We start from the raw sequence: 6,547 nt of genomic DNA, 5'->3' as shown, positions 1-6,547 counted from the left end.
CTAGTAGCTCGTGCCATTTGTCCTCAAGAACCAGATTCTTATTTTTGATAAGTGATCTCATGAACTCTTCATGAAGCCCAAACTCAATTACGATTTTTTAGAATTGGTCTCATGAACCAACACCGAGTCAAAGTTCCATATAGATAGGCCTCATGACCCATTTATGAGGTCCGGTACATAATTTACTGCTTTGAATGCCATGATAACAGAACAACAAAGGGGGATTTTACATGAAAAAGCTGATCATAGGTCTATCGATACTTTTTTGTTCAACCCTTGTCACTCCATTTCAGTTCGAACACCCAGCACATGCGCAACAGAAACCGATACCTCCTTATGCGAAGTGGAGTGTGTTGGCGATGGATAAAACGAAGGAAAAGTATCCGAATGCCAAGGTTGTCGATTTCCTCTATGTTGGAAGAACTCGTGGACAGAAAACCTCAACCGAGCGATTCAAATTTTGGCTAAAAGATACTCAAAAGGAATTCGGTGTTTATGTAAATATTGAATTTAACAATGAAACCCAACAAGTCACGAACGTCACTTATCAGGAAACAACTAGATAATGAGACAGCCATGGGGACGGTTCTAGTGGTCTGAAAAATGGATATCCCTTCCATTAAAAAAGCCACTAGAACCGTCCCGACGGTCCAAAAACAACACTTTCCTAATCTCTTCTTTTTTCATGCATGTACTTCATCCATTTTTTCTGTTTACGTCCGCAAATATAATATCCAACCAAAGCAAAAGCGGTTCCTCCGGCTGCCAGGTTCAAAATGAGTGAGTGAGAAGTATAGGTGCCCGCCGCCATTCCGATGATTCCAAGTATCAGTAACTGAAAGAAATGCTTTTTATTATTTTCATAAATCATAAATTGAAATTGTCTTCTTTGTTCGAGTTCTTTTAAATCTTCTAGCCTTTGGGGGGCATTTAGGAATTCCGTTACCGAATGGAAAATTTTAAAAACAGGCTGTGACTGAATCCATTGCCAGATTAAGGACCATTTATTATTCCCTTGTTTGTTCAACCACTCGAGAAAAATTGGTTTAGCTAAGTCCATGAGATCTGCTTCAGGAGCAAGATTACGGATAATCCCTTCGACCGTAACGAATGATCTTCCTAAAAAGACAAATCTTGTCGGAACCTGAATCGGAAGCGCTTGGATGGTATCGTTCATCTCCTTTTTAAATGCAAGCAAATCCATTTGCTTTAATTGATCCGGTTCGAAGGAGACCAACTCTGCCAAAAGCTTCTCCATTGTTCTAGAATCCGCCTCCGGCAGCAAGAATCCTAGTTGGGATAAACTATCCACCGCTTTGGAATAATTTTTCGAAAGAAAGCTTTCAATTAAGTTCTGAAAATGGGCCGCATCTTTTTTGCTAATCTCGCCAATCATTCCAAAATCGAGTAAAATGATTTTCCCGTCCCTTGAAACCAGAACATTCCCGGGATGTGGGTCTGCATGGAACTTTCCTGGCTCCATCCATTGAGGAAGGAAAACCTTCATCATCCTTTGAGCCAGCTCTTGGCGACTGACTGGTACCTGTTCCAATCCCTCGATATCGGTGAGTCGAATCCCCTCTACCCATTCCATGACCAGTACATTCGGTGTACTAAGCTCCGAATAAACAGAAGGAATTTTGACGATATCCATATCCTTCAACCGTTCTCTAAAAAACAAGATGGTATCGCGTTCCATCGTATAGTCAAGTTCTCGTTCAATTACTTGTTTAAGTTCCTGATAGAGGACCTTAAAGTTAATAAAACCTTTTGGAATCGGCACGAGATGATCAGCAAACCAAATGATAATCGCTAAAACTCGGAAATCTGTTTGGACAATGCTGTCGATATATGGCCGTTTAACTTTAATCGCAACCTCTGTCCCATCCTTTAGGACCCCTTTATACACTTCTCCAATTGAGGCAGAGGCAATTGCTGTTTTTTCGATTGATAGAAAGTTTTCATGAAGAGACTTTCCCCATTGGTTTTCTAGAATTTTCTCAATCTCACTCCAGTCAGACGGCGGAACTTTATCTGTCAGATCTTCAATTTGACTGATAAATGCCTTCGGCAGCAAATCAGCCCGTGTGCTCAAAAATTGTCCGACTTTAATCAATAAGCCTTCTAATTCAAATAGGGTATTACGATACCGTTCACCTATTTTCCCCCAAAGTTTTTCCCACTCTTCCTTCGGTTTTCGACGAAGTTTATACCAGTATATTTGCAGGAAGATCACAAAAGCCATCGAGAGCACCTTTGACATTCGGACCAGCTTATTTCTCGTTTTCAACCTATTCCCCTTCCTTCTTTCAGCGGATGCTGCCACGGTGCCACGGGGACGGTTCTAGTGGTCCGAAAAATGGATATTCCTTCCATAAAAACCACTAGAACCGTCCCCCCGGTCCTCCTTCTTTCAGCGAAAACGTATCCCCCACTAAATTACTAAATCCCCTTAAGTAATGAAGGTAATTGCTTCCCCCGTAGTTGTATCTTTTATTATACATTTTTGCGACGACGATGTTGTATTCTGGAATCACTAAAAGCGTTGGCCCGGTAATGCCTATTATTTGGTACGAACCTTTTGGCACTCTTTCGCCCAACTCACTTTTTAGAGCGGGCGTGCCTTGGACATACCAGAACAATCCGTTTTTTGGCGAATCTTTATTTTTATAACGTGGACTTTGAACTTGAGTGGCCAATTGAATCACTTCTTCAGGTACAATCTTCATTCCATTGTTCAAATGGAGATTTCCCCATAGTGCAAACTCACGGGCAGAGGTGTGCAGGTTTGATCCCATTCCATCCTTCGTACGGCCTACTGTATAGGAGGCAGGCTCGCTGGGATCATCAATGACCTGGACCAATTTTTCACTACGTTCCGTTTGCCAAGCTGTTTCCTTCAATTCTAATGGCTTGAACACTCTTTCTTCCAGGAGTTCCGGAAAACTTTTTCCATAAAGCCTGTTCACTAGCTCGGTCATCATAACAACGTTAATCCCTCTATACGCCCATCCTTCACCAGGCTCAAACTCACGAAAAACTGTTCCATCCGCCTTTTGGTGCAAACCGTGAGAATGGGTAACCAAATGCCTGATCGTCGTTTTCCCTAGCAGCTCCTGATCCAAATTTTCAAAGTACCGCGCTGCTAGGTCATCCAAGCTGTTCATTTTGCCTTCATATAGAGCATACGCTATAACTAAACCTAAGTAGCTTTTTCTTGCTGAAGCAATATTAAACCGAGAGTTTTCATCAATGGGACGAGAATGAGCTATGTTGGAATGGTAGACGATATAGTGCTCTAAGACGATTTTGTTGTCTTTGATGATCACGAGTGCTGCTCCACTGCTGTGATTACGTTCTTTTATATCTTCTACATACGATATTAATTTTTGAAAAATAGAAGTCACACACCTTTCTACTAATCTTTAATTCTATATTCCCTTACTTATTTCCTTTATGATTACATTGGTGTCCATGGGGACGGTTCTACTGGTAATAAAAATGGATACTTTTTCCATCAGAGAACACAAGAACCGTCCCCATGCCCCCTAGGGAGGGTCAAACATGGAGAAATTGCTTGAAGAATATCGTTATGGATATCAGTTGCTGAAGAAGGCCACCGAGGGGTTGTCTGAGGAAGAGCTTCGTTTTAAGCCTGAAGCTAACAAATGGAGCATTCATCAGATTCTCATCCATGTGGCAGATTCCGAATTGGTCTCAACCCAGCGGATGAAAAAGGTTTTGTCGGAGGAGGCTCCGCTTTTGATGTCATTTGACCAGGATGCATGGGCGAATAGCTTGGATTATGAAAATCTGGACTCCGAACAACATCTTCTTCTGTTCCAATTGCTGCGCTCCAGCATGCTGCCTATTCTAATGCAGTTGCCGCCAGAAAAATGGGAGCGGGTAGGGATATATGCTGATGCTGGTCCATTCACCCTTTTACAATTGCTAGAATACCGCGTTGATCATGTCCGAGGACATCTCGCCCAGATTGCAAGAGTAAGGGAAGCGTATCAGCAGAGTAAAATATAGTAGATTGTTGTAACGCATCTCTATGCACTTGAATATACTATATTAGACGAGAGGCAGCACCTCGCGTCACATGAACTGACTTAACCAAAGTCAGTTATTTTTTTTTGGAAAAAGTGGCAGGAAGTCTATTACATTTATCGAATACAATGCTATTGAAAAAAGGAGGCATGCAGGTGAAAAGTCGCCATGAAGTATTATTTACCCAATTAGAAAACTATCGAAGCTACATATTAGGTGTACTGGAAAATGTAACAAAAGAGGAAGTAGAAGTGATTCCAAAAGGATTCAATAATAATATCCGCTGGAATCTCGGGCATATCTATCTTGACCAGTATCTATGGATCCAGGCCGTTACAAAAGAAAAAGCTGGAGTTCCTGAACAATTTAAGGCTTGGTTTGGCTATGGGACCTCCCCCGCCAACTTCACTCAGGAGACACCTACCATTGAAGAGTTAAAGAAATTACTAAAAGAACAGCCAGCTAAAATCAAAGCAGAATACGGTGACCGTTTAGAAGAAGAGTTTCCTCCAACAGAAATGGGTATGCATACAATCGAACAAGTCCTCATCCGTACGATTTTTCATGAAGGTATGAATTTACAAACCATTCTTGATTTGAAGAAATGCATGAAATAAGGATATAGAGTAATATTGCGATAGATTAATTGATGTATTTTTGGAACTTTAATTTAATTGTATTGTCATAGTTCTTAATTTGTTTGTAATCGTTGTTTAAGGTTGAGTTTAATTGTATTGTCCTAGTTCTTAATTTGTTTGTAATCGTTGTTTAAGGTTGATTGTGTATGATTAGCTGTATACCATTCAAAAAAACAACTAGAGGAGTCTTTTATATGAGGAAATTAAAAGCTATACTTTGTTTTTTTCGTAGATACCATAAAATCAGCTATTTTACAGATGAGTGCGTAGATTGTGGACATAGAAAGTAGAAAAAGGCTTAGAGAAATTCCTCCAAGCCTTCATTTATTTCCTCCTGGACTAAAGACTTCGTATGTTGTACAAGCCCCTCATTCAATCCCGGAATTTCTCACTTCAATACTTGCAGCAATAATTTTCTTGTTTCTTCAAAGTTTGTATATTCCTCAAAAAATTCCTTATAGCTGCTAATTCCATATTCCAAAAACTTATACTGTTGAAAGCGGTCAAAAAATGACATCTCTAAAATCGCTATCTGCCATTTTGGAATTCTATCTGTTTTCCCAGCTAGCACATAACTTAGGGTTCCAGCGATATTCATACAAAAATCATTAAAATCACCATTTAAACTGTTATCTTGTTGTGATAACTTTAAAAACTCATCTCGAAAATCCTCTTGGATTTGACCACAAACTCTATATGGAAATGACTTATCTAATTTGGATTTAATTTCGGTTAATTGTTTTATGATATTCTCCATTTTCCCACCTGATCATTGAATTAATCGTAAAACTCCATATGCGTTTTTTCCTTTTTGTAATAATCCAGTCTATCTTGTAAAGTACCTGAATGAAATTCAAACTTATGACCATCAGGATCAGTAAAGTAGATAGACTTTTTATCTTTTTCGTCTCTTTTGGCGGCCATTCAGGATGTTTACATTCAATTCCTTTAGTTTATGGTACACATTTTCAAATTCTGCTTCTTCTATTGAAAAAGCTATATGTGTGTATGAGTGTTTTATCTCATTTCTGGGAATATCTTTTTCTTCATTAAGAGCAAGCCACAACCCATTTAAATCAAAATAGGCGGTTTTTCTCCCCTTCACTAACAACTTTGCATCAAACACGATCTTATAAAACTCAATAGAATCTTCTAGATTAGATACTGAAAATAAAAAATGATTAAGACCTTTTACTGGCATTGTATCACCTCCATTTAGACTTCTAAAAAACCGTAGGGACGGTTCTCATGGTTTTTGTTTAATGCCGGAACCAGTAGAACCGTCCCCTTGTCCCCTTAAATTATTTTGAACAATAGTAACAAGTCTATGAATCACGGACTCCGCCTCATCTTCATTTGGTTCTACTATTCACCACAACTTTACATCCCTCATCATCAGTAATATGGTTTCTTACAGTATGTAAATAGTGAGCATAATCAGTACAGTTAAGTACTATCTTATACGAATTCTCCTGTTCAATAATACTTTGAACATTAAAAACTTCTCCCCTATGAAAAGAGTTTTGCTGGTTAATTTCTTCCCAAAAGTCTTCAACTTCTTTCTTTCGTCTTGATGATAATTCTATGAGGTTATTAGAAAAAAGAATTTTTACATTTTTGGTTAGTTCTATCAATTGAATTGGTTTCATTTTTACCCCCAACAATACTTTTCTTTATCCTAGTTCTTCTTCAAAAACCTGTCTTTCAAAAAGAAAGCGCCGTTTGGCAGCTGATTGAATTTCAATATACATTACCAGTTCTACATTAATTAAGATTTTTCCTTCTCCAGGTATCCTGCTTATTAGCTTAAGTACAAAAAAGGATCGCCGCAGCAATCCTCGTCTTCCACTATCGCA

Annotated in this window: 8 protein-coding genes and 1 pseudogene; 3 read left to right on the top strand and 6 right to left on the bottom strand. The window is 38.9% G+C overall.

Annotated elements, in window-relative coordinates; all coding sequences use genetic code 11:
* The first annotated feature begins 230 nt into the window (after positions 1-230).
* Positions 231-566 (top strand): DUF3889 domain-containing protein, encoded by a 336-nt coding sequence (locus CHI06_RS18720; protein ID WP_095250142.1) that lies wholly within the window; start codon positions 231-233, stop codon positions 564-566.
* Between the two features lie 101 nt (positions 567-667).
* Here CHI06_RS18720 and CHI06_RS18715 read toward each other — a convergent pair whose 3' ends face one another.
* A complete protein-coding gene (locus CHI06_RS18715; protein WP_095250141.1) occupies positions 668-2,290 on the bottom strand; it encodes an ABC1 kinase family protein in 1,623 nt (540 codons plus the stop codon).
* A 94-nt stretch (positions 2,291-2,384) separates the two neighbouring features.
* Positions 2,385-3,398, bottom strand: a complete 1,014-nt coding sequence (locus CHI06_RS18710; protein ID WP_142300976.1) for a serine hydrolase domain-containing protein — start codon at positions 3,396-3,398, stop codon at positions 2,385-2,387.
* Positions 3,399-3,564: 166 nt separating this feature from the next.
* Here CHI06_RS18710 and CHI06_RS18705 point away from each other — a divergent pair, with 166 nt between their 5' ends.
* A complete protein-coding gene (locus tag CHI06_RS18705) occupies positions 3,565-4,035 on the top strand; it encodes a DinB family protein (protein ID WP_095250139.1) in 471 nt (156 codons plus the stop codon).
* A 173-nt stretch (positions 4,036-4,208) separates the two neighbouring features.
* Positions 4,209-4,670, top strand: coding sequence for a DinB family protein (locus CHI06_RS18700; protein WP_095250138.1), 462 nt, complete (start codon positions 4,209-4,211; stop codon positions 4,668-4,670).
* Between the two features lie 409 nt (positions 4,671-5,079).
* Here CHI06_RS18700 and CHI06_RS18695 read toward each other — a convergent pair whose 3' ends face one another.
* The 4 genes and pseudogenes from CHI06_RS18695 to CHI06_RS29890 form a co-directional block, all read right to left on the bottom strand.
* Positions 5,080-5,448 carry a YxiJ family protein gene (locus CHI06_RS18695; RefSeq protein WP_095250137.1) on the bottom strand — a complete coding sequence of 123 codons (369 nt, stop codon included), beginning with the start codon at positions 5,446-5,448 and terminating at the stop codon, positions 5,080-5,082.
* 20 nt (positions 5,449-5,468) lie between these two features.
* Positions 5,469-5,892, bottom strand: a pseudogene (gene fosM, locus CHI06_RS18690) (FosM family fosfomycin resistance protein).
* A 151-nt stretch (positions 5,893-6,043) separates the two neighbouring features.
* Positions 6,044-6,340, bottom strand: a complete 297-nt coding sequence (locus CHI06_RS18685) for a hypothetical protein (RefSeq protein ID WP_095250136.1) — start codon at positions 6,338-6,340, stop codon at positions 6,044-6,046.
* A gap of 24 nt (positions 6,341-6,364) precedes the next feature.
* The coding region (locus tag CHI06_RS29890) for a hypothetical protein (protein ID WP_179292682.1) at positions 6,365-6,547 on the bottom strand (183 nt) is incomplete at its 5' end.

Source organism: Bacillus sp. 7884-1, from assembly GCF_002272245.1.
Taxonomy (GTDB): Bacteria; Bacillota; Bacilli; order Bacillales; family Cytobacillaceae; genus Neobacillus.
This window is presented reverse-complemented; position numbering and strand designations above follow the sequence as displayed.

Bases quoted from the DNA above. Each gene is read 5' to 3' on its own strand.
- CHI06_RS18720 (WP_095250142.1), top strand. From the start codon at position 231: ATGAAAAAGCTGATCATAGGTCTATCGATACTTTTTTGTTCAACCCTT.
- CHI06_RS18705 (WP_095250139.1), top strand. From the start codon at position 3,565: ATGGAGAAATTGCTTGAAGAATATCGTTATGGATATCAGTTGCTGAAG.
- CHI06_RS18695 (WP_095250137.1), bottom strand. From the start codon at position 5,448: ATGGAGAATATCATAAAACAATTAACCGAAATTAAATCCAAATTAGAT.
- CHI06_RS18685 (WP_095250136.1), bottom strand. From the start codon at position 6,340: ATGAAACCAATTCAATTGATAGAACTAACCAAAAATGTAAAAATTCTT.